The sequence below is a fragment of the Streptomyces hawaiiensis genome (genome assembly GCF_004803895.1).
GTDB classification, from domain to species: domain Bacteria; phylum Actinomycetota; class Actinomycetes; order Streptomycetales; family Streptomycetaceae; genus Streptomyces; species Streptomyces hawaiiensis.
Genome location: NZ_CP021978.1, coordinates 4,646,997 through 4,669,824 on the forward strand (window position 1 = coordinate 4,646,997; position 22,828 = coordinate 4,669,824).

Below are 22,828 nucleotides of genomic sequence, written 5' to 3' on the forward strand. Positions count from 1 at the left end.
GGTCCTACGCCGACGGCCGAACCGTGGTGCGCCACTCCACCAGCGTGGGGGAGAGTTTGGCCTGTACCGACGGTTTGCCGCGGTCTGCGTTCCGCTCGAGCAGTAGACGCGCGGCGTTCCGGCCGATCTCCCGGCCCGCCTGGTCGACGCTCGTCAGGGAGATCGGACCCAGTGCGGCGAAGGCCGTGTGGTCCCGCGAGGGCGTGGCTCAGCTGAGACCCGGGGCCTGTACGACCTCCTGAGCCCGGCGCCCAGGAGACGCGACCTTGAGCAGGACGGGATCCGGACTTCTCGCCGGGACAGGTAGGTGTGACGGACTTCCGCGTCGTTCGCCGGGAGGTCGGCTCGGCGGTACAGGGCAGGCCGAGGTAGGCGCACAGGACGGCGATACAGGTCTGGCGCAACTCTCGGGTGGGGCATCGTCAGCGAGGTCGGCCAGGGCGTGGACGCCGCCGAGGTGTACAGCCGTGGATTCGTTGCAGAGCTGGGAGACGGCGGTGGTGAAGCGTTCGGTGTGCACGCGGGTGGTTTCGTGCAGGGCACCGTCCTCGTCGACGCGCTGACGACGGTGGGCGACGACCAGGGCACCCGCGCAGGCCCTTTCGATGCTCCGGCCCAAGGCTCGAGTCGGGCCTGGAACAGCGCTGGGGACAGGTCCGCCGCGCACGATACGAAGACGCCGAGGGCTACTGAGCGACCATCGAGTTGTAGAGCTCGGTCAACTTGGTCTCGAAGGGAGGTGCACCGAGTTCCTTGGCGGCAGGCACCACCCGCTCCCGAAGAAAGCGGTCGTGATGTTCCGCAGACTCCCAGACGTCGATGACCTGCCAGCCGCCTCCCTCCAGGGGTGCCGCATAGTGAGCGATCATCCCGCTCGGCAGGTCGTTGCGGTCCGGGATGACCCGGTCGATGGTGGCCTGGTAGAGCTCCTGGTTCCAGTCAGGGCTGTGGTGATATCCAAGGATGGGCATGTGGCAGTGCTCCTTCGCGCTCATGGGGCTTTGGGCACGACGCTAGGTCCCGGGCCTCAGGGCGGCGACCGGCAATGCTCCATCCGGTACGCCACGCCGCCTGCCGACGACCGACACCGCTGAGTGACCGCGAGCACGTCGCCGCGAGCCGGGGCAGGCTCGAACCACACCTCTGGAGCAGTTCGTACGCGGCGACCAAGCAGGTGCTGGAGGACGTCGGTCCGCTGGCCCTACCGCGAGAGCTTCGCCTGGCAACAGGCCCTGGCCGAACTCGGCGCGGTCGGCAAACTCACCCGCGCCTGCCGGCCGCAGACCAACGGCAGAGTCGAACGCTTCGACCGCACCCTGCTCGACGAATGGGCCTACCAGCGCCCCTACACCAGCAACACCGAACGCACCCCAGCCCTGGCAGACTTCCGGCACACCTACAACCACCACCGCTGCCACACCGCGCTCGGAGGCCAACCACCCATCACCGCGGCAACAACCCTGCGGCTCCATACACATCTTGATGCGCTGAAGGTGCCTTACGGGTGGAAGAGCCCGCGCAGGGTGAAGCCGCGGGCCGCGAAGAAGCTGGACTGGTCGCGGGCGGTCATCGACTCCTCCCACGTCCGGGCAGCCCGGCGTGGGCCAAATGCGGGCCCAGCCCGGTCGACCGCGCACGGCCGCTCGCGCGGCCGTCGGTCTCCCGGACGGCTTCCGCTTCTACGACCTCCGTCACACCGGGCACACCCTTTCGACCCCCTCCGGCGCCACCCTCAAGGACACGATGGTCCGTGCCGGACAGTCCTCCGAGAAGGCCGCGCTGATCTACCAGCACTCCGACGAGGAGCGGCAGCGGGAGGTGGCCGCCGGGCTCGACGACCTGGTGCGCGCCGAGCGTGCGAAGTGCCACAAGGACGACCCCGCGCACCACAGCGAGGAGGTTGCCGAGAGCTAATGGTGCGGTTGTGGTGCGAGACCCGTCCACCGGTCTAGACAACAAAGAACCTCCGGGTCGCTGACCTGGGGGTTTCGCATGGAGCGGGTGACGAGAATCGAACTCGCGCTCTCAGCTTTGGGAGCTCGGGTTTTCTGACGGCGGCTGCTGAACTGACCTGCGGCGGGGCGGTGGCGGGGTCTTGGTCCAATCCGTGGCCAATCCCCGCTGTTCCCCTTGATTCCCCCGCAGGATCTGGCACGCGAATGGCACGACCCGTTCGCCTCGGAGAACCCTGGGGCGGAAACTCGGTCTTGGGGTCCGGGCCTCAGCCGAGGACAGTCAGCCACGATGGCGGGTGCGCCGACCGACCAGGCGCGCGTGTGTCTCGCTGCACCCCCACCGGCCTTAGCCATGCTGCCGATGTCGTCGACCAGAGCAAAGTCGCGACGGCAGACGCGTGGCAGTGTGGCTTTCAGCGATGACCTCTTGGCCCCGAAGCAACTTGGGTGAGGGCTCGACCTTGGGCTGGTACACCTCTCACCTGCGGGTGATGGTCCGCGGATGTGCGTGATTATCCGCCGTTGTACGTCGGCGTTGTCACGCAGTTAGACACTCATCCGAGGCCCGGGCCAATCAGAGACGACGGCCGCCTTACAGGGGCGGATGTGATCGGTAGCGGGGACGCTCAGGTCACTCCGGCTGTTGCGGCAGCCAAGCTCTGCGACGGCACGGGCCTCCGAACCCGAGGCTTCCCAAGATCCTCCTGCGGTGCCACAGGCCGTGCGATGATCGCCATGCGATCGGGGGGCCGTCAACTCTGCACGAAACGGTCGCTTCGAGCCGCACCATCGCAGCCAATCGACGAAAGGCCATCCGTGCGCAGGCTCGTCTACTACATCGCCACCACGCTCGACGGTTTTATCGCCGGGCCGGACGGCGCCGATCCCACCGGCCCGAACGGCTTCTGGCCGATCCCCGATGACTACCTCCAGCACATCGTCACGGAGTACCCGGAGACTCTCCCCGCTCCAGCCCGGGCGGCACTGTCCGTCACGGCCGAAGGAACACGCTTTGACACCGTCCTCGAAGGACGGCGCACCTACGAGATCGGCCTCGCGGCCGGGATTACCGACGCCTACCCTCACCTGCGTCATCTCGTCTTCTCACGAACCCTGTCTGAAAGCCCGGACCCTGCCGTCGAACTGGTAGCCGACGATCCGGTGGCCAAGGTACGCGAGCTGAAGCAAGAGGACGGCAAGGACATCTGGCTCATCGGTGGTGCCGAGCTGGCCAATGCCCTGTACGCCGAGATCGATCAGCTGATCCTCAAGGTGGGATCCCTGACCATCAGTGCCGGGATACCCCTCTTTTCCCGGAAGGCCACCTTCGAACCGTGTCGCTGGGAACTCACCGACCACACCGTCTTGAAGAGCGGAGCGCTGTTCCTCACCTACACGCGCTACACCGACCAGACGTGAGCCTGCCCACGAGGTCGGTGGAGCGGCTTTGGGCTGGAACTGCTTTGGGGCGAGTGATCATGGCCCCGTAAGCTTCCGGCGCGTCGGGCAGTCTGTGGACCTGCCTGTTCCAGCACGACGTTGGGGCCATGATCTTAGAGGCTCGCCCCAAGGGGCTGCCTAAAGCCGTGGAGCCGACCGCCCCAGCCACAGAGGGTGTCTCCCGCTTCATGCCCGCAGACGCCGAGCGCGCCGCCGGGCGCGGCCAGCCGGGGCGCAGACAGGAGGCAGGCCGCGCCGCAGAGGTGGCGCGCGCCCGCGCCGTGCGCGGGCCTTGAACCCGTAGAGAAGGTTGTTACTCAGGAGTGGATGTGATGCGCCACAAGGGCGCGTCGTACTGCTCTGGACGGCTGTTGATGAGCAGTTGGCGTAGGTCTTCGCGTAGGGAGCCGTTGAGGTTCAGGGCCTCGGTGATACGGCGGAACGTTGTGTGGGTGACTCCGCGGCTTTGTGCCTCAGCTTCGAACTGGTCGAGTTGGGACAGTACGGCCTCGGGTTCGAGCTGCAACGGTGGTTGGTCCTTGAGCCATGCGGCCTCATTGCGCTCGTAGTCGATTTCCGAGTAGCCGCAGATCTCGCGGCTGTGCGCTTCTGCCTCGTCCAGGGTTGAAGTCGTCAGGATCGCGCGGGCCAACTGGTTGTGGCTCAGTGCCTCGTCCAGGTCGACCTCGTGGACGGTTGGGCCTTCGTCGGTGAGGTGGACGGGGAGTCCGGCGTCTCGCATCTCGCATGTGCCGCGTACGCCTCGGGCTGTCGCTACCAGCATTCCGGTTGCCTCGGAGGGGTGCCACTCCAGGACCGAGCTGATCGGCTCGACGTCCTTCGCGGTGAAGGTGTGGAGGAGCGGGCCAAGCATGTTGTGCAGTTCGGAGGCGGTCCCACGCGTACGTGAGGATCACCGCCTGGTCCTCGTCGCCGTAGAGGGCGGCGTGAAGCATTGTGGCGGCGACTGCGTCGCCCCCTCCTCCTGCTGCGACGACGATGCAGGCGCGGTGGACTTCCGGGCCTACGCCGAGAAGTGGGTGGAGGAACGGGAGCTCGCGCCGCTGACGCAGGACCTCTACCGGTACCTCCTCGACAAGCACTTGTTCGCGTTAGCCGACCTGGACTTGGACGAGATCACTGCGCCCCGAGTCCGGGAGTGGCGGGCCGAACGGCTGCGGCTCACGGGTGCCAAGACCATCACCGCTAAGGCGTACCGGCTCCTCAAGGCCATCATGGAGACGGCCGTGGACGATGAGCTGATCACGCGCAATCCGTGCCGGATCAAGGGTGCCGGTAAGGAGAAGGCAGCTGAGCGGCGTATCGCCACCGTCGGCCAGGTGGACGCCCTCGCCAACGCGGTCGGCATGCGGTGGCGGCTGATGGTCTACCTCGGCGCCTACGGTCCGCTCCGACCGGAGGAGCTGGCCGGTCTCCGGCGCCGGGACGCCGACCTCGACCACCTACGGCTTCGGGTCCGCCTCGCCGAGCCGGAGCGGATGAACGGGCGGCGCGTCCAGGGCGACACCAAGTCCGAGGCTGGCACCCGGACTGTGATTCTTCCCGCCTTCCTCCGACGGGAGCTTCGGTGGCATCTGGAGTCCTACGCCGAGCCGGGCCCGGACGGGCTGCTCTTCGTCGGGGAGAAGGGGGCTCCCTTCCGGCGCAGCACCTTCGGGCGGAAGTGGCGGAAGGCCCGGGAGATCGTCGGCATGCCGGAGGGCTTCCGGTTCTACGACCTGCGGCACACCGGGCACACCCTCTCCACCCGTTCCGGTGCCACCCTGAAGGACACGATGGTGCGCGCCGGACAGTCGTCCGAGAAGGCCGCGCTGATCTATCAGCACTCGGACGAGGAACGACAGGAGGAGGTCGCCGCCGGCCTCGACGGCACGGTCCGGAAGGCTCGGGAAGAGGCTGCCCGGAAGGCCGCCGAGAAGCGTTCTGGCACGAATCTGGCACGCGGCCAGTGATCACAGCGGACAGCAAAACGGCCCAGGTCTCTGACCTGGGCCTTCATCATGGAGCGGGTGACGAGAATCGAACTCGCGCTCTCAGCTTGGGAAGCTGATGTTCTACCATTAAACTACACCCGCGTAAGACGCCGATCGGAATCGGTGTCCGAATGCCCGCTCACTCTACCTCATGTCAGGCCTCCGGCGTTCGTGCCGCGGGGCCTGAGGGCGTTTCAGGGGTGGGACGCGGCTGCGGGGCAACGGAGTTGGGGCGTACGGTGGAGGGGCTTGTGAGGGCCCGGGCGGGACCGGAGTGCCGCCTGGAAGGCCGTCCCTTTGATCCCGTACTGTGGCTTTTGTCGTCAGGCAAGCAGCAGCCAGACGCGGCTCTTGGGGAAGGGACTCTTGGACTTGATGGAGCGCACCGTCGTCCGTTGTGCCGATGGGCACGTGTTCAGTACCGCTTCGTTCCCGATGCAGCAGGCCGAGCGGCTCGGCCCCGGGCGGCTGCTTCGGTGCCCGCGATGTGCGCGGCTCCGGAGCGTGGTGCCCGTCAGCTATCAGAAGCGGTAGCGGCGGCAGTAGCCGTAGCGGCGGCAGCAGCCGTGGCAGCGGTGACGGACAAAGCTAAAGGCAACAGGCATAAGGCGCGCGGAGACGTCCGGTTGTGGTCGCTCCGCGCGTCTTGCGTATCCTCGGGGCGTGCTTCTCTCAGACAAGGACATCCGGGCCGAGATCGACGCCGGGCGGGTGCGGATCGATCCGTATGACGACGCGATGGTGCAGCCGTCGAGCATCGATGTGCGGCTGGACCGCTACTTCCGGGTGTTCGAGAATCACCGTTACCCCCACATCGACCCCGCCATCGAGCAGGCCGATCTCACCCGGCTCGTGGAGCCGGAGGGGGACGAGCCGTTCATCCTGCACCCCGGGGAGTTCGTCCTCGCCAGCACGTACGAGGTCATCTCCCTGCCCGACGATCTGGCCTCCCGGCTGGAGGGCAAGAGTTCGCTGGGGCGTCTGGGGCTGGTGACGCACTCCACCGCCGGCTTCATCGACCCCGGCTTCAGCGGGCACGTGACCCTGGAGCTGTCCAACCTCGCCACCCTGCCCATCAAGCTCTGGCCGGGCATGAAGATCGGGCAGCTGTGCATGTTCAAGCTGAGCTCGCCCGCCGAATTCCCGTACGGCAGCGAGCGGTACGGGTCCCGCTACCAGGGGCAGCGCGGGCCGACCGCCTCCCGGTCCTTCCTCAACTTCCACCGGACCCAGGTGTGAGCGACACGAGCGTGAGTGACGTGCGGGAGAACCTGACCTACGAGAAGTTCGGCGTCGCCGTGCGCGAGCTCGCGCAGGCCATCGCCGACGACGGGTACGAGCCCGACATAGTCCTGAGCATCGCCCGCGGCGGCGTGTTCGTGGCCGGCGGGCTCGCCTATGCCCTGGACTGCAAGAACATCCACCTGGTGAACGTGGAGTTCTACACCGGCGTGGGGACGACCCTCGAGATGCCCGTCATGCTCGCCCCCGTCCCCAACGTGATCGACTTCTCGCGGAAGAAGGTGCTGATCACCGACGACGTCGCCGACACCGGCAAGACGCTCAAGCTGGTGCGCGACTTCTGCCTCGACACCGTCGCCGAGGTGCGCAGCGCCGTCGTCTACGAGAAGTCGCAGTCGCTGGTGAAGTGCGAGTACGTGTGGAAGCGGACCGACGACTGGATCAACTTCCCGTGGAGTGTGGAACCGCCCGTGGTGCGGCGGGCGGGGCAGGTGCTCGACGCCTGACAGTCGTGAAAAAGAGGGTGAGTAAGAGGGTGAAAAAAAAGAGGGGCTCCCCGGTGGGGAGCCCCTCTCTCGTGCGTGCGGAGCCTCAGACCGTGCCCAGCTTCACGATCGACAGCAGCGCGATCAGCTGGATCGCCGACGCGCCCAGGGCCTTCGGCCACGGCAGGTCGTGGGAGCGGCCGACCATGAGGGTCAGCAGGGCGCCGCCCGCGATCCAGGTGGCCCAGCCCAGCAGCTGGACGAACATCGCGTCGCCGCCCGCGAACATCGCGAAGACCAGGCGGGGCGCGTCCGTGAGGGACATGATCAGCATGGACAGGCCGACCGTGGGCTGCCAGGCGCCGTCACCGCCCAGCTGGCGGGCCAGGGTGTGGGTGACCACGCCCAGGACGAAGGCGCTGAGCACCATCGCGACGGCCGTCGTCAGGACGATCGGGACCGCGTTCGACAGTGTGGCGTTTATCGCATCCTTGCGGGCGCCGTCGAAGCCGAAGACGGCGAGCAGGCCGTAGAGGAACGTGACGATGAGGGCCGGGCCCCACATCGAGTAGTCCCGCATCTGGAGGAACGTCTGGTTGGGGGCGAGGACGATCCCCCGGAGCAGGGCCTTCCAGTGCAGCCGCGGGCCGACCGGTCCGGGCGCCGGGGCAGCCGAGCCGGCGCGGTAGGTGTCGCCCTGCGTGTACGGGTCCTCACCGACCGAGAAGGCCTGGGTGTGGCCCGGGTTGTTCGCCGCGTACGGGTCGGGCGGTCCCTGCGGGCCGGGCGGGTACGCGCCGTCGCCGAAGTACTCCGGCTCGCCCTGGCCGCCGTAGCCGCCGCCGTGCCCGGCGTTCGGCTGCGGCCATGCGGGGCCGCCGCCGTTGCCGTACGGCTGCTGCTGCGGGTACGGCTGCGGCGCCGGCGGGGCGCCGTACGACGGTCCCTGCGGCGTCTGCTGCCCGTACGGAGGGTTGTGCGGTCGCGTCTGAGGAGCGCCGTTGTTCCGGCCGCGTCCGATCCTGAATCCAGCCACGTCTTCGAACGTACCTGGTCCCCGGCGGTGGCGTGCCGGGCCCGGGCTTCCGGGCCCGGCTTTGCGGCCGAGCTGTGACATCCCTTAAGGGGAAGGGGCCTTGAGCGTCCGTGGGCCCTCAGGGTTCGGCCGTACGGGCATCGCCCCGACCGTTCGCGGCGGGGTCAGCTCAGCATGTCCTGGCCCAGCCTCAGGTAGCCGGTGGTCGACATGCCGAGGGAGCCCGGCCCGAAGCTGATCGCGTTCGTGGTGCTCACGCCGGAGGCCGAGCCGCGCAGGCTGTAGACCGAGCCGGAGGGGTGGTTCTCGCCGTCCGCGCCGACGGACAGGTCCGCCTTGCCGTCGCCGGTGAGGTCGGACAGGCGTACGGAGGCGCCGAAGCGGTCGGCGGACTCGGCGGTGCCGGGGACGCCCGCGGTGTTCTGGGTGAACGACTGCGCGCCGGTGGCGGTCAGGCCGGTGGCGGAGCCGCGCAGCACGGTGACGCTGCCGGCGATCTTGGCGGTGCCGACGGTCTCGTGGAGGGTGCCGACGGCCAGGTCGCCGTAGCCGTCGCCGTTGACGTCGGCGATGGAGAGGTCGTTGCCGAACCAGTCGCCCTCCTCGTCCGCGCCGGGGACGCCTGCGGTGTCCTGGTTGATCGTGGTCTGGGGCTGGGTACGGACGCCGTTCGCGCTGCCGAGGTAGGCGCTGACGGAGCCGCCGAGGCTCTTGCCGTCGCCGCCGTACGCCGCCGAGACGACGTCCTCGTAGCCGTCGCCGTTGAGGTCGCCGACGGTGGCCAGCTCCCAGCCGCCGCTCTTCAGGAACGTCTGGTACGTCAGGCCGGAGGCGGAACCGAGGTAGATCATGTTGCCGTCGTCGTACGTCGAGGCCTCGCTGCCGGTGACCACCAGGTCGTCGGTGCCGTCGCCGTTGATGTCGCCGGTGGAGAGGTTCTGGGCGCCGTAGATGCTGCTGCCGGTCTGCAGGCCGGTGGCGAGTTCGTCGCGGGACGCCGCGCCGGAGGCCTTGGTGAAGCCCTGGTGGATCCAGATGTCGCTGCCGGTGCTGCCGACGGCGAGGTCGGGGCGGCCGTCCCCGCTGAAGTCGGCGACGGCCAGGGACATGCCGTACTCGTCGTGGGCGGACACGGCCGGGTCGGAGACGCCCTTGCCGCCGGACAGGCCGCTCTTGCCGCCCCAGACGACGGTGACGGAGCCGCCGTCCACGTCCGACTCGACGTCCTCGCCGACACTGCCGATCACGAGGTCGGCGTACCCGTCGGCGTTCAGGTCGCCGGAGGCGAGGGCCTTGCCGAAGCGGTCGCCCTGCTCGGCGGTGCCGGGGATGCCGGCGGTGTCCTGGGTGAGGACGGTACGGCGGGAGGCGCTGATGCCGTTCGCGGAGCCGTAGGTGACGACGACGGCGCCCGCGTCGGTCTTGCCGCCGACGGGGGCGTAGGGCGCGGCGGTGGCGAGGTCGCGGTAGCCGTCGCCGTTGAAGTCGTCGGCGTACTTGGCGGGGGCGGCGGAGGCCGCCGGTACGGCGGCGAGCAGGGCTGCGCCCAGCACGGCCGTGGTGGTCAGGGCCGCGAGGGCGTGGGGAGCGCGGTGAGGCATGCGTGATCCTTGCGGTCGGAGGGGCGGGGTGGGCAGGGCCGGCCCGGGCAGGGCTCGCTCTCGGGCCGGCTCAGGGCAGGTCAGTCGGGCAGCGTGCCGCCGAGCTCCGGCAGGGTGATCGCGCCGGTCTTCGTCGGCACCGTGCCCGTGCCGGGCATGAGCAGCGCGCCGCCCGACGCGCCGACGGCCAGGTCCGCCCGGCCGTCGCCGGTCAGGTCGCGCAGGCGAAGGGTGTAGCCGAAGGAGGCGTGGGAGTCGGCCGGGCCGAGCACCGTCTGGGCGATCCACGAGGAGCGCGCGCCGCTGAGGCCGCCGGAGCCGCCGCGGAACACGTGGACACCGCCCTGATCCTCCTTGCCGTCGACGTCCTCGTGCGGGACGCCGACCGCGAGGTCCGCGTAGCCGTCGCCGTTGGTGTCGGCGGCCGAGATCGCGTAGCCGAGGTTGTCGTCGGCCTCGGGGCTGCCGGACACGCCGGAGGTGGCCTGGGTGAAGGTGACCGACGTGCCCGGGCCCGACGCCGTGCCGCGCCAGATCGTGACCGCGCCCTTGCCGTTGTCCTTGTCGGGCACGCCGAGGGCGATGTCGCCGTAGCCGTTCTTGTCGAAGTCGCCGATGACGGGGCTCGGGTAGAGGCCCTGCTGCCGGTCGCTGAGGGTCTTGGAGGCACCCGAGGCGAGGCCGGAGGACGTGCCCTTGAGGAACCAGGCGCGCTCGCGGATGTCGCTGCCGGTGATCTCCGTGCCGATGACCACCAGGTCGGTCTTGCCGTCCCCGTCGACCTTTCCGGCCGCGAGAGCGGTGGAGTACCAGCCGCCCGACCCCTTGTCGATCTTGCTGACCTTGCCGGTCGTGCCCGACTTGGTGAAGGGGCCGCGGTACAGCCACGCCTCCTCGCCGCCGATCACCGCCAGGTCGGGGGAGCCGTCGCCGGTGAAGTCGCCGGTGGCCAGGTCGCGGCCGAAGTGGCCGGCCGCGCCGCCCAGGGGGGTGATGTTGGTGCCGCCGGACAGGCCGGACTTCGAACCCCACAGGACGGTGACCGTGCCGCGGTAGTCGTCGCTGCCCACGTGTTCCATGGGGTTGCCGACGACGAGGTCCGCGTAGCCGTCCTTGTTGAGGTCGGCGCTCGCGAGGGACGCGCCGAACTGGTCGTCCTCCTCCCCGGACCCGGGGACGCCGGCGCTGTCCTGGTGGAGGTACTTCGGGTGGGCGGTGTCGAGGCCGGTGGCGGTGCCGTACACGACGGTGATCGTGCCGCCTTCGCGGTCGACGTCGTTGTAGCCGCCGTAGGCGAGGTCGCGGCGGCCGTCGCCGTTGAAGTCGTCGTAGTGCTTGGCCACCGCCGCGGAGGCGGGGCCGGTCAGGAACACGGGGGTGACGCCGGTCGCCAGCAGGGCGGCGACCAGGGCGGTCGTGGTGGATCTACGCATGTGGGTCTCCTGGTTCGTCAGCCGATGAGGCCGGCGCCGAACGCGCCGTAGGAGCGGGCCTGGCCGAAACTGCCCGGGCCGAACGAGCGGGCGCCGTCGGTGACGGGGCCGGTGGCCGAGCCGCGCAGGGTCGTGAGCGCGCCGATGCCCTCGTCCTCGAAGCCGGCGGTGATCGTGAACTCGGGGTGGCCGTCCTCGGTGACGTCGGCCAGCAGGACGTCGGAGCCGAAGTAGTCCATGGCCTCGGCCGAGCCCGGGACGCCGGCGGTGGCCTGGGTGAAGGTGCGGGCGCCGGTGCGCGAGACGCCGGAGGCCGAGCCGTTCATCAGGACGGTGGCGCCGGTGTCCTCGGTGGTGCCGACGTCCTCGAAGACGACGCCGATGGCGAGGTCGCCGTAGCCGTCGCCGTCGATGTCACCGATGTCTACGGCGCTGCCGAAGCCGTCGTCCGCCTCGTCGGCGCCGGGGACGCCCTCGGAGTCCTGGGTGAGTTCGGCCATGGGCGCGTCGCCGTTGACCGGGCCGCCCTCCGAGCCGCGGATCACGACGACCTTGCCGCCGAGCGAACCGCTGTGGTCGTTCTCCTTCGAGAGGACGTTGCCGATGGCGATCTCGTCGTAGCCGTCGCCGTCGATGTCACCGAGAGCGAGGGAGGTGCCGCCGTTCAGCGGCCGGGGGAGCGAGGTGTCCAGGCCGGTGGCGGTGCCGAGGTAGGCGGCGCCCTTGGACCAGCTGCCCGTGTCGTCCTCGTTCAGGCGCACGCGGTAGGTGAGGGCCAGGTCGGACCTGCCGTCGTTGTCGGTGTCGCCCGCCGCCAGGGCGTCGACGCTGTACGACGTCTCGGGCAGGGCGACCCGCTGGACGACGCCGGTGGTGCCGGTGGTCGTGAAGCCGCCGCGGATGACGTACGGGTCCGCGTAGGCGCTCGCGGCCAGGTCCGCCTTGCCGTCGCCGTCGAAGTCGCCGGCGGTCAGCAGGTTGCCCCAGTTGTCGTGCGCGGAGGCCGCCGGGTCCTTGACCGTGGTGCCGTTCTTCAGGCCGCTCGCCGAGCCCCACAGGACGGTGACGGAGCCGCCGTCGACATCGTCGCCGACGTCCTCGCCGGGGGAGCCGGCCGCGAGGTCGGTGTAGCCGTCGCCGTTGAGGTCGGCCAGGGCGAGCGCCTCGCCGAAGGCGTCCTCGGCCTCGGCGGCGCCGGGCACACCGGCGGTGTTCTGGCTGACCACGGTGCGCTTGGCCGGATCGAGGCCGGTGGCGCCGCCGTAGACCACGGCGACGTAGCCGGCCATGCCCTGGCCGTCGACCCTGGCGTACGGGGCGGCGAAGGCGATGTCGCCGTAGCCGTCGCCGTTGAAGTCGGCGGTCGGGCCGGTGGCGGGGGCGGCGGTGGCCGCCCCGGGCAGGGCCGTGAGCAGGCCGGTGGTGAGGGCCGTGGCCAGGAGGAGGGTGCGCTTGCGCATCTGTGAGTCGTCCCCGTTGTCGGTGATCAGGAGTTGAGGGCGGTGCCGTAGCCCGGTGTGCCGGATGTCGAGACGCCTGTCGTGCCCGGGCCGAAGCTGACGGAACCGGTGGTCGTCAGGCCGCTCGCCGTGGCGCGCAGGGACCAGACGGCGCCGTCGCCGGCGTTCTCGCCCGGCGCGGAGACGGACAGGTCGGCGCGGCGGTCGCCGGTGTGGTCGGTGAGCGTGACGCGCTCACCGAACCGGTCGCCCGCCTCCGAACCGCCGGGCACACCCGCCGTGTTCTGCGTGTACGACGTGGCGCCCTTGGTGGTCAGGCCGGACGCCGAGCCGTACAGCACGGTGACGGCACCGGCGGAGCTGTTCTCGCCCGCGGTGCCGATCGCCAGGTCGGCGTATCCGTCGCCGTTGACGTCGCCGAGGGAGACGCCGCTGCCGAAGCGGTCGCCCCTCTCGGAGGCGCCGGGCACACCGGCGGTGTCCTGGGTGAGGACGAGCGGGGCGCGGCCGCCGTCGCGGCCGTCGGGTCCGCCGTAGACGACGGTGACCTTGCCGCCGAGGGCGCCCTCGGGGTCGGCCGACGCCTCCCGGTCGTTTCCCACGGCGATGTCGTCGTGGCCGTCGCCGTCGATGTCGCCCACGGCGGAGACGAACCCGGCGGGCAGGTTCTGCAGCCAGTCGACGTAGTTGCCGATCCGCAGGTCGGCCAGGGAGGTGGCGGCGGCGCCGTTGTGCGCGGCACGGCCGTGCAGGACCAGGCGGGGGCGGCCGTCGCCGGTGACGTCGCCGGAGGAGAGGTGGGTGACGCCGTTCGAGGACGACCACCAGTCGTTGCGCGAGCCCGAACCGCCGTTGGACGCACTGGTCCTGGTGATCGGCCCGTCCACGAGGGAGAGGGTGACCGGGCCGGTGGAACCCACCGCGACGTCGATGTCCCCGTCGCCGTCGAAGTCGCCCGCGGCCAGCGCCCGGCCGTACCGGTCGTAGTCGGTGCTGAAGAAGCTGAACAGCGAACGGGCGCCGGACAAACCGGACGCGGAGCCCCAGACGATCGTGACCGTGCCGTCGTTGCTGTCGCTGCCGTCCTCGCCGGGCGTGCCGATCAGCAGGTCGGCGTAGCCGTCGGTGTTCAGGTCGGCGGAGGCGAGCGCGGAGCCGAAGGCGTCGTCGGCCTCGGCGGCACCGGGCATTGCGGCGGTGTTCTGCGTCAGGAGCGTGCGCGTGGAGCTCTTCGGCCCGCCGGTGCTGCCGTAGACCACCGACACGGCACCCGCCCTCGCCTGCCCGGAGACGGTGGCGCCCGGCGCGCCGATCGCGAGGTCGGTGCGGCCGTCGCCGTTGAAGTCGTAGGGGGCGGCGGCCGTCGCGGCGTGCGCGGCGGGGGCGCAGAGGGTGAGGGCGAGCGGGGTCAGGGCCGCCGCGAGGACTGCGGCGGTGATACGGATGCGCATGGGTGTACGTGCCTCGCAGGGGAGTCGGCGGGGTCTCACCGGGCCACGACCGAGCCGAGGTTGACGCTGCCCTTGAGGGAGACGGCGGTGGTGGTGATGCCCTGCGCGCCGCTCGTGGTCAGGCCGGAGGCGGAGCCGCGCAGGGTCCACAGGCCGCCCGTGGAGTTCTCGCCGTGGACGCCGACGACGAGGTCCGCCTTGCCGTCCTTGGTCACGTCGGTCAGGTCGACCGCGGACCCGAAGCGGTCCGAGGACTCGGCGGAGCCGGGCACCCCGGCGGTGTTCTGCGTGTACGACTTCACGCCGCTGCCGGTCCTCAGGCCGGAGGCGGAGCCGAACAGCACGGTCACCGAGCCCGCGTCCGTCGCCGAGCCGACGTCCTCGCCCGGGGCGGAGATCACGACGTCGGCGTACCCGTCGCCGTTGATGTCGCCGGTGCTCACTGCGCTGCCGAAGCCGTCCTCGGCCTCACCCGCGCCGGGCACGCCCGCGGTGTCCTGGTGGACGACGGTCGGCTGCTGCGCCGGGTCGGGGCCGTTCGGGCCGCCGTACCAGACGGTGACCTGCCCGCCCTTGTGACCGCCGGGCTTGAGGTCGTACGGGTCCGCGGAGTCGCCGAGGACGAGGTCGCCGTAGCCGTCGCGGTTGATGTCGCCGATGGAACCGGGGTAGCCGTCGGCGTCCGGTAGATCGGCCATCTTGTACGTCGTGCCGGTCCAGCGGAAGTAGTCGATCTGGCCGCCGGTGTCGCCGTCCACGTTGAACGGGTAGACGCGCTCGGCCGCCCCGTCGCCGGTCATGTCACCGGCGATCACCTCGAACGTGGTGCCGACCTCGCCGACGCGGAGGTGGTTCAGCGGGCCGCCGGTGCGCGTGAAGGGGCCGTGGTAGACGCGGGTGTGGCTCTGGCCGGTGAGCGTGACGTCCGTGTCTCCGTCCCCGTCGAAGTCGCCGGTCGCGATGCCCCGGGAGAAGTTGCCGTACTCGGAGAGCGTCGACGGCTGCGGCAGGCCCTTGCCGCCGGCCAGGCCCGACTTGCCGCCCCACAGGACCGTGCCGGAGCCGACGCCGTCCCGGTCGCCGATGCTCTCGCTGCTGGTGCCGACGACGAGGTCGGAGTAGCCGTCCCGGTCCAGGTCGCCGGTGGCCAGGGCGGAGCCGAACAGGTCGCCGGACTCGGCGGTGCCGGGGACGCCCGCGGAGTTCTGGGTGATGACGGCCCTGCGGGCGGCCGAGACACCGGACGCCGAGCCGTACAGCACGACGACCGCGCCGGCGCAGGAGGCCGAGCCGACGTCGGCGCACGGGGCGCCGGCCGCCACATCGCGGTATCCGTCGCCGTTGAAGTCCCCGGCGAGACCGGAGGGGGCGGCGGTGGCGGGGGTGGCGGTGAGCAGGCCGGTGGTGAGCGTGGCGGCCAGCAGGAGGGTGCGCTTGCGCAAGGTGGGGCTCCGGGTGGGAAGGGGCCTGACCTGGAAGGTTTGGCCCCGAGAGGGTGCGGGGGTGGGCCTGACCTGGAAGGTTTGGCCCCGAGAGGGTGCGAGGGTGTCTCGGTCGGTACGGGCGCTCAGTCGGCGAAGTTCGCGCCGAAGTTCGGGTAGCCCGTCGTCGAGACGCCCGAGGCGCTGGGGGAGACGGTGCGCGAGCCGGTGGCGGTGATCTTCGTGCCGTTGGACGGCAGGTAGAGGACCGCGCCGTTGCCGTCGTTCTCGTACGAGCCGGCCAGCACGTCGGCGCGGCCGTCGCCGTTGAAGTCGGCCCGCGGGGCGTGCGTGCCGTCCGCGGCCGTCGCCGGGCCGGCCGTGGCCGAGAGCAGTGTGCCGGTCAGCGCGACCGCGGCGGCGGTCGCCAGGGCAAGCCGCAGGCGGGGGCGCCGGGACGGGTGAGCGGGTGCGGGCCGGCGCCCGGAGGGGCGCTCGTGCTGCTGCATGCGGGGTCTCCTGCTGCATGCGGGGGATGCCTGGCGGACATCCACAGTCGATGGAGGGCCGGACTGTCCGTGTTCGCCGGGAGTTGTCCGGGCGTTCACGGGTGGTCGGCGATCAAGAGACCCGCAGAGGGACGTAAGGGTTGTACGTGAGTTCGGTTAATTTCCGGGGCTGCTCGAGGTGCGCGGTGACCGACCAGCGGTCGCCGGCGGGTACCGCACGTCCACCACGGCCGTACGGTCCTCCCCCGTGAGCAGCTCCAGCCGGACGGGCGCGCCCCCGGGGTTGTCGAACAGCCGGATTCCGTCGCCGAGCAGGACGGGCGCGATGTGCAGGTCGATCTCGTCGATCAGTCCGCGCTCCAGGAGCTGCCGGCCGATGGCCGGGGAGAAGACCTCGACGTTCTTCCCGTCGGCCGCCTTCAACGCGATCCGGACCGCCTCGGCGACGTCGCAGCTCAGGAAGGTGACGCCCGGGGTGGGTTGCGCGTCCTCCGGATGGTGGGTGAGCACGAACAGGGGCCCCTGCCAGGCCCCGCCGTAGATGCCGTTGGGGTCGGGGCAGGCGTCCCAGCCAGCCCGGCCGCCCAGTACCGCGCCGGTCGTCCCGGCGTACTCCTCGACGAGGCCCGGCCGGAAGGCCGTCCCTGTCATCCAGTCCATGGTGTGGTTCGGGCCCGCGACGAACCCGTCGAGGGACATCGTGAAGTGCCAGAGCACTTTGCCTTCGGCGGCCTGCGGGTCCAAGGCGTCCGGCCTTTCTCTCCGGTTCGTCACGGCTGCTTGCGGACCCGGTAGCGCAGGTGCAGCACCCGGTCGCCCTGGATCACGACGTGCGGGTCCTCGAGCAGGTGCTGGGCGTCGACCGAGCCGAAGTAGCGCTTGCCGGAGCCGAAGACCACAGGCACGACGTCCATCGCGACCTCGTCGACCAGGCCGAGGGCGAGGGCCTGCCCGCCGACGTCGCCGGCGGCCACACCGACGTCACGGTCCTCGTCGGTCAGCTCCCTGGCCTTGGCGACGGCCTGCGCCACGCCGTCGACGAAGTGGAACGGGGCGTCGGGGTGCCACCCCACGGGGCGCGGCCGGTGCGACACGACGACCAGGTGCTCACCGGCCGGCGGCACGCCGTCCCACCCGTTGGTCATGTCGAACACGTGCCGCCCGACGACCAGCGTGCCGATCCTCGCCATGGCCGGCCGCACGTAGTCGGCGGAGGCCTTGGACACCTTGGCGTACTCGTTGATCTCGACTTCGCCGTTGCCGTACCAGTCGAAGAGGGGACCGACGTCGTCGTCCGCGTCGGCGATGAAGCCGTCGACGGAGACGACGTTGTGCATCACGACGGTGGTCATGGGGGCTCCTGTGCGGTTGAGGGCCTGGGCGGCCTTTCCGCATCCGTAGACCGGGAGCGCGCCGGAAACTCATCGCCCGGCGCTCATCCTCTCCGGGAGGCAGGCTCGACCGCGCAGCTTCTCCTGGGCCGCCTGCGCGCTACGGCCATGGGGGCACGACTGGGCCGGTGATCGGGCTCGGGAGGCCGACGGGGAAGGCCGACGCTCCCCGTGCCAACGGGTGCTCGTGGCGTGCGGCCGAGTCGGTCCGGACCTCCAACGTGAAGTAAGCGCCTCGGCCCGCCGGGGGGTTGGCTGGATCTTTCATGACACATGACAGCTCGTCGGACAGACCGGCGAAGCGGAAGCGGTCGGCCGACCGTGACGACCGGCCGACTCGCTCCGCAGGTTCGGACAAGAGGTGGGCACTCACACCTCGATCGGCTTCTCCGCAGGCGCGCGGTGCCGCCCCCCGGGCAGCGCCGTCTTCGCCGTCAGGCCCCGTGACTGCCACGCGTTGTCGCGCAGCTTGAACAGGGCCCAGTACCGCGTCGGGCACAGCAGCACGATGTTCATGAACACGGCCGCCGGGGTGCCGACGAGCCAGGAGTGCCAGCGCTGGCGGGCGGTCATGTCCGGGCGCATCAGGACGTACAGCCCGGACTGGCCGAAGCGCACCACCAGGTACACGGCGAGATACACCAGGGCGATGCCGGGGTTGTGGTACCGCCCGCCCAGGGTCAGGAGCGTCATGACGACGATCCAGGCCAGCATCACCGGGGTGATGACGAGCTGGAGCAGCCCGAACGTCGGCGATATGAGCTGCTTCAGCGACAGCCGCGCGTACACGAACGGCAGCATCCACCACCAGGAGCGGGCCCACCGCAGCCGCTGCCGGTAGGTCTTCTTCAGCGTCGTCGGCATGTCGGTGACGACGCCGGCCTCGTTGACCGCCACGACCTCGCCGCGCATGAGCGCCCTGAGCGCCAGCCAGCGGTCGTCCCCCGTGCCGCACTCCACCTCGTAGGCGTCGAGGTGGTCGTAGAGGAGCTCGGCACGGTAGAGGGCCAGGGCGCCCGAGGTGGTCTCCAGGGCGCCGAGCATGGAGCGCGAGGAGCGCATCATCACGCAGGACGTGCCGATGTCGATGTCCGCGGCCCGGGAGACCCAGGTCTCCTCGAAGTTGCGGATGTAGATCATGCCGGTGGTCGCCTGGATCCGCGGGTTGCTCATGGCCCGCAGCTGCTGCTCCAGCGCGTCGGGGAAGGGCTCGCCGTCGGAGTCGATGGTGAGCACGTACGCGAAGTGCTTGTTCTGCTCCTGGAGGTGCCGCAGCACGGTGACCTGGGCCCCGCGCTTGCCCTTGTTCTCCTGCCGGTGCCAGAAGACCCGGGGGTGGTCGAAGGGTTCGACGGGATGCTGCCGCGAGCCGTCGTCGATGACGTGGATCTCGTCGATCGGGTGGGTCTGCGCCAGCAGCGACCGCACCGTGCGGTGCAGGTTCTCCGTGGGCTCCTCGAAAGCCGGGACGATCGCCACGGTCCGGCCCGGGGCGACCGGGAGGTGGGTGAAGGACCGGCCCTTCAGGAACGACACCAGGCAGAGCACGATCACCGCCATGCCCAGCCACCAGTAGAACGTCAGGATCGGGCTCTTCGACTGGGCGTGCACCACCACGGTGGCAACGGCCAGAGCCGCCACCACCACAGCGGTCACCACGGTGAGCCTCACCCGTGGCGCACGGTCCGGGAACGCGCTCAAGCGGTCACTCGCCTGCCGCGGGTCGCCAGGCGGAACGCCGCGACACCGCCGATCACGAGGAGCATCGCCGCCAGCACGATCCACCCGAGCGCCGTTCCGCCGGTCGCCGCCAGGGCGGCTCCGCCCGTGGCGGTCCCGATCGCCGCGCCCACACCGTTCTGTCCGTACATGTTGTCCCTGCTTTCCTTCTGTGGCTCTCTAGAGCCGTTCGATGTGAGGTGCGGCGGCCATGACGCCGCGCGTGTCCAGTACGTAGGCCGCCTCGGCGGCGAGCTGAGTGAGGTCGAACTCGGCGTGCGGGGTGAGCAGGACGACGGCGTCGAAGTCCGCGACGCTCGTACCCGGACCGGCCCCCGGTGTGGCGAAGGGGATCTCCGGGCAAGTGCCGTCCGCCACCGGCAGATAGGGGTCCACGACGGTGACGTCCGCGCCCATCTGCCGCAGCCGGTCGGTGACTTCGACGGCCGGCGACTGGCGGGCGTCCGAGGTGCCCGGCTTGTAGGCGGCGCCGAGCGCGAGGATGCGCGCCCCGTGCACGCTCCGCCGGAACCGTCGGCTGAGGGCGTCCTGCAGACGGCGTACGACGTAGTCCGGCTGACTCTCGTTGATGTCCTGGGCCAGCTCGATGAGCCGGAAGGTCTGCCCGTGCCGCGCCTTGACGTGGTGGCTGAGGTAGACCGGGTCGATGGGCAGGCAGTGCCCGCCGACCCCGGGCCCGGGCAGGAACCTGGTGAACCCGAAGGGTTTGGTCGCGGCCAGCTCCAGTGTGTGCCAGACGTCCACGCCGAGCGTGTGGGCCATCCGCGAGAGCTCGTTGACCAGCGCGATGTTGACGTGCCGGTAGGTGTTCTCGAACACCTTGGCCAGCTCGGCCTCTTCGAGCCCCGAGGCGGGCACGGTGACGTCGGTGACGGTGTCGTAGAAGTCCTTCACCCGCCGCAGGCAGTCCTCGGTCAGACCGGCCACGATCTTCGGCGTGTTCTCCAGGCGCCAGTCGGCGTTGCCGGGATCGATGCGCTCGGGGCTGAACCCGACGTAAAAGTCCCGCCCGGCGACGAGGCCGGAACCCTCCTCCAGCAGCGGGACGAGCACGTCACGGGTGGTGCCGGGGTGGGTCGTCGACTCGAGCACGACGGTGGCGCCCGGCTCGATCCACTCGGCGAGCACGCGACCGGCGTCCCGTACGCAACTCAGGTCGGGCGCGCGGTCGGTGAGCGGCGTGGGCACGGTGATGACGGCGATGTCGAACCCCTTGAGGTCCTGCGGGTCGGAGCTCGCGTAGTACGCGTCCGAACCGAGCACGGCCCGGAGCCGGTCGTCACCGATGTCCTCGACGTACGACGACCCGGCGGCCAGCGCCTCGCAGCGCGCCCGGTCGGGCTCGTAGCCGGTGACGGTGTGTCCGGCCTCGGCGGCCCTCACGGCCAGGGGCAGGCCGACATAGCCCTGCCCCAGCACACATATGTGCATGGTGGATTCCTTCACCCCTGAAGCACGGCCGCCTGTTCCTGAAGCAGGCGGCCGTGGCGTGGTACTGCGTGAGAAGCGGCGTGGGAACGGCACCACCACCGCGTCACCGGCTCGCCGGGCCCCCTTGCCCGACCGTGCGCAAAGCGCAACCGGTGATCTTCACAAACCCCCCTCATTTGTGGACCTTCATGATTCAACAATAATTCGCTGAACGGAACCCTCTTTACTGATTCGATATGTGAAGTGCGATGGAGAAGGCGCTGGTTGATGGCTGATGCCGGGTCAGCTGCCAGTTGAGGGCGCTTGCGGGAACTTACGATCTTCACATTCTGTGGCGAGGGTGACCCTGATGGACGCGTCCGCCCGGGTGCATTCGCGAATATCGCGCGCCCCTGTGTGCGCCCCCTGTACCACCACCGCGCCCGGTCACGGTTACCGGCGGTTCGCCCAGGTGGTGGTGAATGTGGTGACGGTGAGCGCCCCGGCCGAGGTGTGACGTGCTCCGTGTCCCCGAGAGCGGGGACCGCGAGGGCACCACCACGGCGAAACTCGGGCGCCCCTCGTCAACACGGTGCGATAGAAAGGGCGTTCAGTCGCGAACGCGGCTTCTACATATCCCTGTGGGGGGGACCTTGTTCAGAACTCGGGCGGCTTCGGCCGCCATCGGTGTCGTCGCGCTCCTGGTGACCGGCTCTCCGGCGGCGAACGCCGCGGAGGCGCAGGCTCCTGACGTGCGGTACGCGCACAGCGCCTCGGGCGATCTCGGCACCCTGGAGGTCGGCATCAGCTCCGACAGCGCCATCACGGGCATCAGGGCCCATCTCGTCTCCGCGGCCACGCAGCGGGAAGTCGCCGTCGTGGAGACCGACGCCTTCGGCCTCGTCTCCGGCACCGCGGACAACGGCGTATGGCGGACGAAGAAGCCCCTCGACCTTCCGGACCTGGGCAGTTACACCGTCCGCATCGAGGCCACGGACGCCGACGGCGACCGCAGCGTCGACAACTCCGCGGGCACTCTCGCCTATTACGTCGCGGCGGTGTTCGAGGACGTACGCCCCGACCGTACGGAGATCGACACCGACCACCGCCAGGTGCGCGTCGACGGCACCCTGAAGGGACGCTGGCCGGCGACCCGCGAGCTGAAGCCCCTGGCGGACCACCGGGTGGACCTCGACGTGGACTACTGGACGGAGAACACCGTCCACACCGACGCGCAGGGCCGCTTCTCCGGCACGGTCACCGTGAACGACGCGGTGCCGGTCCAGGCCGTCTACCGCCACGACAGCGCCAACCCGTACGTCATGTACGGCGAGTCCGCCTCGACCCCGATCGACATCCGTCAGGTGGCCACGCGCTGGACCTTCGACACCCCGGTGGAAGCCCGGACGATCGACTTCGGAGAGCAGGTCACCGTCACGGCGACGCTGGAGCGCGAGACCGCGCAGGGCTGGGTCCCCTTCGAGGGCCAGAGCGGTGGCGTCCTCTACGAGGCCTCCTCCGGCACGCACTGGGCGAGCGTCGGCTACTTCACCACCGGAGCGGACGGCAAGTCCGCCACCTTCACCCACACCCCGGGGGAGACCGGCACCTTCCGCGTGGCCTCGCACAGCGACGACCCGTTCATCGCCCCCGCCTCCGCGAACAGCGCCGAGATCACCGTCCTGCGCGCCTCGGTGTTCACCTCGTTCTCGGCCACCCGTACACAGGACGGTGGCGTGCACGTCGAGGGCGCGATGGACTTCCCCGACGGCTGGACGCCCGCCGACATCCCGGTGCACATCCAGTACTCGCGGGACGGCAAGCGGTGGACGGACCTGCTGACGGCGCAGGCCAGTTGGTCCGGCGAGGGCCACGCCTTCTCGGCGGACATCGCCGATGCGCGGCGAGGTTACTTCCGCGCCCGGTTCGACAAGACGGAGTCGTTCCGCGGGGCGACGTCGGATGCCGTGAGGGTGGGCCGCTGACGTCCACGGCGGGTCGGCGCCCGGTGCACCGGCCCGCCGAGCGGCGTGCTCCCACCTGTGGTCCGCTCCCGGCCCGGATCATCCCTGGCCTGGCGGGCTTTGATCGGGCATGGGGGCTGTTCCGGCGGGCCGCCAAGCCTCACACTCACTGACGTGGGGGACAGCGGACTATGGATCGCAGGGCTGACAGGCGCCACAGCAGTACTCGCGAGCTGGGTCACAAGTCGCGGGCATACGCGAGCCGCACGCTTACAGGCGGAGATCTCGGCAGCAGC

General features: G+C 70.4%; 17 protein-coding genes, 1 tRNA gene and 6 pseudogenes. 7 read left to right on the top strand and 17 right to left on the bottom strand.

Annotated features, from left to right (window positions below; all coding sequences use genetic code 11):
• Nucleotides 1-4: 4 nt before the first annotated feature.
• The gene (locus tag CEB94_RS21455) at nt 5-172 is read right to left on the bottom strand and encodes a substrate-binding domain-containing protein (RefSeq protein WP_381105163.1); all 168 of its coding nucleotides are present in this window, start codon (nt 170-172) and stop codon (nt 5-7) included.
• 514 nt (nt 173-686) lie between these two features.
• Entirely contained in the window at nt 687-971 is a 285-nt protein-coding gene (locus tag CEB94_RS21460) for a hypothetical protein (protein ID WP_175433763.1), read from the bottom strand.
• A gap of 273 nt (nt 972-1,244) precedes the next feature.
• Between CEB94_RS21460 and CEB94_RS21465 the strand changes: the two are divergent.
• From CEB94_RS21465 to CEB94_RS21475, 3 genes and pseudogenes are all read left to right on the top strand, one after another.
• Nucleotides 1,245-1,483: pseudogene (locus CEB94_RS21465) on the top strand (integrase core domain-containing protein); the annotation flags it as partial.
• A 158-nt stretch (nt 1,484-1,641) separates the two neighbouring features.
• Nucleotides 1,642-1,914, top strand: a pseudogene (locus tag CEB94_RS21470) (tyrosine-type recombinase/integrase); the annotation flags it as partial.
• An 857-nt stretch (nt 1,915-2,771) separates the two neighbouring features.
• Nucleotides 2,772-3,374, top strand: coding sequence for a dihydrofolate reductase family protein (locus CEB94_RS21475; protein WP_175433765.1), 603 nt, complete (start codon nt 2,772-2,774; stop codon nt 3,372-3,374).
• A 334-nt stretch (nt 3,375-3,708) separates the two neighbouring features.
• Here the strand turns inward: CEB94_RS21475 and CEB94_RS21480 are convergent.
• Both CEB94_RS21480 and CEB94_RS42240 read right to left on the bottom strand, forming a co-directional pair.
• Nucleotides 3,709-4,281: pseudogene (locus tag CEB94_RS21480) on the bottom strand (DUF1152 domain-containing protein); the annotation flags it as partial.
• Between the two features lie 22 nt (nt 4,282-4,303).
• Nucleotides 4,304-4,351, bottom strand: a pseudogene (locus CEB94_RS42240) (hypothetical protein); the annotation flags it as partial.
• A gap of 36 nt (nt 4,352-4,387) precedes the next feature.
• On the opposite strand from CEB94_RS42240, the pseudogene CEB94_RS21485 reads away from it, so the two are divergent.
• A pseudogene (locus tag CEB94_RS21485) lies at nt 4,388-5,368 on the top strand (tyrosine-type recombinase/integrase); the annotation flags it as partial.
• 49 nt (nt 5,369-5,417) lie between these two features.
• Here the strand turns inward: CEB94_RS21485 and CEB94_RS21490 are convergent.
• Nucleotides 5,418-5,491 (bottom strand) — tRNA-Gly (locus tag CEB94_RS21490).
• Between the two features lie 561 nt (nt 5,492-6,052).
• Here CEB94_RS21490 and dcd point away from each other — a divergent pair.
• Together dcd and CEB94_RS21500 are read left to right on the top strand one after the other, a co-directional pair.
• The gene (dcd, locus tag CEB94_RS21495; RefSeq protein WP_175433766.1) at nt 6,053-6,628 is read left to right on the top strand and encodes a dCTP deaminase; all 576 of its coding nucleotides are present in this window, start codon (nt 6,053-6,055) and stop codon (nt 6,626-6,628) included.
• An 11-nt stretch (nt 6,629-6,639) separates the two neighbouring features.
• Entirely contained in the window at nt 6,640-7,137 is a 498-nt protein-coding gene (locus CEB94_RS21500) for a phosphoribosyltransferase (protein ID WP_175437102.1), read from the top strand.
• 85 nt (nt 7,138-7,222) lie between these two features.
• On the opposite strand, the gene CEB94_RS21505 is transcribed toward CEB94_RS21500, so the two are convergent.
• The 12 genes and pseudogenes from CEB94_RS21505 to CEB94_RS21560 form a co-directional block, all read right to left on the bottom strand.
• Nucleotides 7,223-8,233, bottom strand: a complete 1,011-nt coding sequence (locus CEB94_RS21505) for a Yip1 family protein (RefSeq protein ID WP_175433767.1) — start codon at nt 8,231-8,233, stop codon at nt 7,223-7,225.
• 83 nt (nt 8,234-8,316) lie between these two features.
• Nucleotides 8,317-9,753, bottom strand: coding sequence for a VCBS repeat-containing protein (locus CEB94_RS21510; protein ID WP_175433768.1), 1,437 nt, complete (start codon nt 9,751-9,753; stop codon nt 8,317-8,319).
• A gap of 80 nt (nt 9,754-9,833) precedes the next feature.
• A complete protein-coding gene (locus tag CEB94_RS21515; RefSeq protein ID WP_175433769.1) occupies nt 9,834-11,186 on the bottom strand; it encodes an FG-GAP and VCBS repeat-containing protein in 1,353 nt (450 codons plus the stop codon).
• Between the two features lie 17 nt (nt 11,187-11,203).
• Nucleotides 11,204-12,646, bottom strand: coding sequence for an FG-GAP-like repeat-containing protein (locus tag CEB94_RS21520; RefSeq protein ID WP_175433770.1), 1,443 nt, complete (start codon nt 12,644-12,646; stop codon nt 11,204-11,206).
• A 26-nt stretch (nt 12,647-12,672) separates the two neighbouring features.
• Entirely contained in the window at nt 12,673-14,097 is a 1,425-nt protein-coding gene (locus CEB94_RS21525) for an FG-GAP-like repeat-containing protein (protein WP_175433771.1), read from the bottom strand.
• A gap of 35 nt (nt 14,098-14,132) precedes the next feature.
• Nucleotides 14,133-15,539: an FG-GAP-like repeat-containing protein gene (locus tag CEB94_RS21530; RefSeq protein WP_175433772.1), complete on the bottom strand. Its 1,407-nt coding sequence runs from the start codon at nt 15,537-15,539 to the stop codon at nt 14,133-14,135.
• A gap of 125 nt (nt 15,540-15,664) precedes the next feature.
• A pseudogene (locus CEB94_RS21535) lies at nt 15,665-15,853 on the bottom strand (hypothetical protein); the annotation flags it as partial.
• A gap of 330 nt (nt 15,854-16,183) precedes the next feature.
• On the bottom strand, nt 16,184-16,801 hold the full coding sequence (locus tag CEB94_RS21540) for a dihydrofolate reductase family protein (RefSeq protein ID WP_246111872.1): 618 nt from the start codon (nt 16,799-16,801) through the stop codon (nt 16,184-16,186).
• Nucleotides 16,798-17,379, bottom strand: coding sequence for a dihydrofolate reductase family protein (locus CEB94_RS21545; protein ID WP_175433773.1), 582 nt, complete (start codon nt 17,377-17,379; stop codon nt 16,798-16,800). Before CEB94_RS21545 ends, CEB94_RS21540 begins: the two co-directional genes overlap by 4 nt.
• Before the next feature lie 408 nt (nt 17,380-17,787).
• Nucleotides 17,788-19,074: a glycosyltransferase family 2 protein gene (locus CEB94_RS21550; RefSeq protein WP_246111873.1), complete on the bottom strand. Its 1,287-nt coding sequence runs from the start codon at nt 19,072-19,074 to the stop codon at nt 17,788-17,790.
• A gap of 41 nt (nt 19,075-19,115) precedes the next feature.
• Complete coding sequence (locus CEB94_RS21555) at nt 19,116-19,289, bottom strand: ComC/BlpC family peptide pheromone/bacteriocin (protein ID WP_107063075.1); 174 nt, start codon at nt 19,287-19,289, stop codon at nt 19,116-19,118.
• Between the two features lie 28 nt (nt 19,290-19,317).
• Nucleotides 19,318-20,589, bottom strand: coding sequence for a nucleotide sugar dehydrogenase (locus CEB94_RS21560; RefSeq protein WP_175433775.1), 1,272 nt, complete (start codon nt 20,587-20,589; stop codon nt 19,318-19,320).
• A gap of 632 nt (nt 20,590-21,221) precedes the next feature.
• Between CEB94_RS21560 and CEB94_RS21565 the strand changes: the two genes are divergently transcribed.
• Complete coding sequence (locus CEB94_RS21565; RefSeq protein ID WP_246111874.1) at nt 21,222-22,553, top strand: hypothetical protein; 1,332 nt, start codon at nt 21,222-21,224, stop codon at nt 22,551-22,553.
• The last annotated feature ends 275 nt before the right edge of the window (nt 22,554-22,828 follow it).

What these genes read in the sequence shown, in the direction of transcription:
- CEB94_RS21515 (WP_175433769.1), bottom strand. Translation starts at nt 11,186, where the DNA reads ATGCGTAGATCCACCACGACCGCCCTGGTCGCCGCCCTGCTGGCGACC.
- CEB94_RS21505 (WP_175433767.1), bottom strand. Translation starts at nt 8,233, where the DNA reads ATGTCACAGCTCGGCCGCAAAGCCGGGCCCGGAAGCCCGGGCCCGGCA.
- CEB94_RS21555 (WP_107063075.1), bottom strand. Translation starts at nt 19,289, where the DNA reads ATGTACGGACAGAACGGTGTGGGCGCGGCGATCGGGACCGCCACGGGC.
- CEB94_RS21525 (WP_175433771.1), bottom strand. Translation starts at nt 14,097, where the DNA reads ATGCGCATCCGTATCACCGCCGCAGTCCTCGCGGCGGCCCTGACCCCG.
- CEB94_RS21510 (WP_175433768.1), bottom strand. Translation starts at nt 9,753, where the DNA reads ATGCCTCACCGCGCTCCCCACGCCCTCGCGGCCCTGACCACCACGGCC.
- CEB94_RS21460 (WP_175433763.1), bottom strand. Translation starts at nt 971, where the DNA reads ATGCCCATCCTTGGATATCACCACAGCCCTGACTGGAACCAGGAGCTC.
- CEB94_RS21545 (WP_175433773.1), bottom strand. Translation starts at nt 17,379, where the DNA reads ATGACCACCGTCGTGATGCACAACGTCGTCTCCGTCGACGGCTTCATC.
- CEB94_RS21560 (WP_175433775.1), bottom strand. Translation starts at nt 20,589, where the DNA reads ATGCACATATGTGTGCTGGGGCAGGGCTATGTCGGCCTGCCCCTGGCC.
- CEB94_RS21520 (WP_175433770.1), bottom strand. Translation starts at nt 12,646, where the DNA reads ATGCGCAAGCGCACCCTCCTCCTGGCCACGGCCCTCACCACCGGCCTG.